Annotated in this window: 1 protein-coding gene; it reads left to right on the forward strand. The window is 66.9% G+C overall.

Features of this window, described 5'->3' with window-relative positions:
* The first annotated feature begins 55 nt into the window (after positions 1-55).
* Positions 56-1285, forward strand: a complete 1230-nt coding sequence (locus AQJ27_RS07510) for an IS701 family transposase (protein WP_079064852.1) — start codon at positions 56-58, stop codon at positions 1283-1285.
* Positions 1286-1400: the final 115 nt, after the last annotated feature.

Raw genomic sequence — 1400 nt, forward strand, 5'->3', positions numbered from 1 at the left:
TAGTAGTGCTTCGTTAGGTCTTTCCGTTAGCGCTGATCAAGAGCATGTTGGGTGTGTGGACGCGCATGAAGTGAACCGTATGCGGGCGGCGTTAGGGATGTTCGTGGCGGATGTGTTCGCCTCGATGCCGCGCAAGGATCAGCGGGCCAAGGGCGATTGCTATCTGCGTGGGTTGATGCTGGACGGCCGGCGCAAGTCGATCCAGCCGATGGCCCAGCGGCTGCCGGATGGGGACATGCAGGCTCTGCAGCAGTTCGTCAGCCAGTCGCCATGGCAGTGGACGCCGGTGCGGCGGCGGATCGCCGAGCGGTTGGTCGAAGTGGTCCGTCCCGAGGTGTGGGTGATTGACGATGTGTCGTTTCCCAAGTGCGGGCGGGCATCGGTCGGGGTGGCCCGGCAGTATTGCGGAGCGCTGGGCAAGCGGGCCAACTGCCAGGTTGCTGTCAGCGTGCACGCGGCTACCGACACTGCCTCCTGCCCCTTGGAATGGGAACTGTTTCTGCCCGAGGAATGGGCGGATGACACCCAGCGGCGCAAGGCCGCGGGGGTGCCCGATGAGGTGGGGCATGTGACCAAGCCCCGGCTGGCTGTGGGTCTGCTGGACCGGCTGGCCGGCTGGTTGCCTTCCGTGCCGGTGATCGTGGCCGACTGCGGCTACGGCCGCAGCGTCGGCTTCCGTCTGGCTCTGGAGGAACGCGGCTGGTCCTACGTGGTGGCCGTCGAGCCCAAGGAGATCGCCCGCCCGACCGGCGCCGAGCCCCATCAGCCTCCCTACAAAGGGCTGGGCCCGCCCACCCTGCCCCGCTATCGCGAGCCGGCCCGCCCCTTACGGGACCTGATCGATTCGGACACCCGCTTTGAGGACATCACCTGGCGTGAGGGCAGCAAGGGATCGATGACCTCACGGTTTGCAGTGCTTGAGGTGCGGCCGTCGGGCAAGGAAGCCTCCCGGGCCGCCCAGGAACACGCCGGCGGACGCAGCCGGTGGGACGGAGTTCTGCCGGTGCGGACTCTGCTGGTCGAACAGCCCGCAAAAGCCACGGAACCCACCGCCTACTGGATGACCAATCTCCCCGCCACCACCCCCATCGCCGACCTGGTGCGATGGGCCAAGATGCGCTGGCGCATCGAGCACGACTACCGCGAACTCAAACACGGCCTGGGCCTGGACCACTTCGAAGGCCGCACCTGGCGCGGCTGGCACCATCACGTCACCCTCGTGACCGCAGCCCAGGCCTTCCTCACCCTGCGGCGGTACGACCCAAAAGCCCGCACAGCGGCCTGACTCTCTACCAAGTCCTCGACACGCTCCAAGACCTGCTGCGGTGCTGGACCGGCACCTGCACCACCTGCGGCCGCCCCCTCACCAGAACCAGAACCTAACGAAGCACTACTAGGTG

Origin of the sequence: Streptomyces olivochromogenes (assembly GCF_001514115.1) — a bacterium.
Taxonomy (GTDB): Bacteria; Actinomycetota; Actinomycetes; order Streptomycetales; family Streptomycetaceae; genus Streptomyces; species Streptomyces olivochromogenes.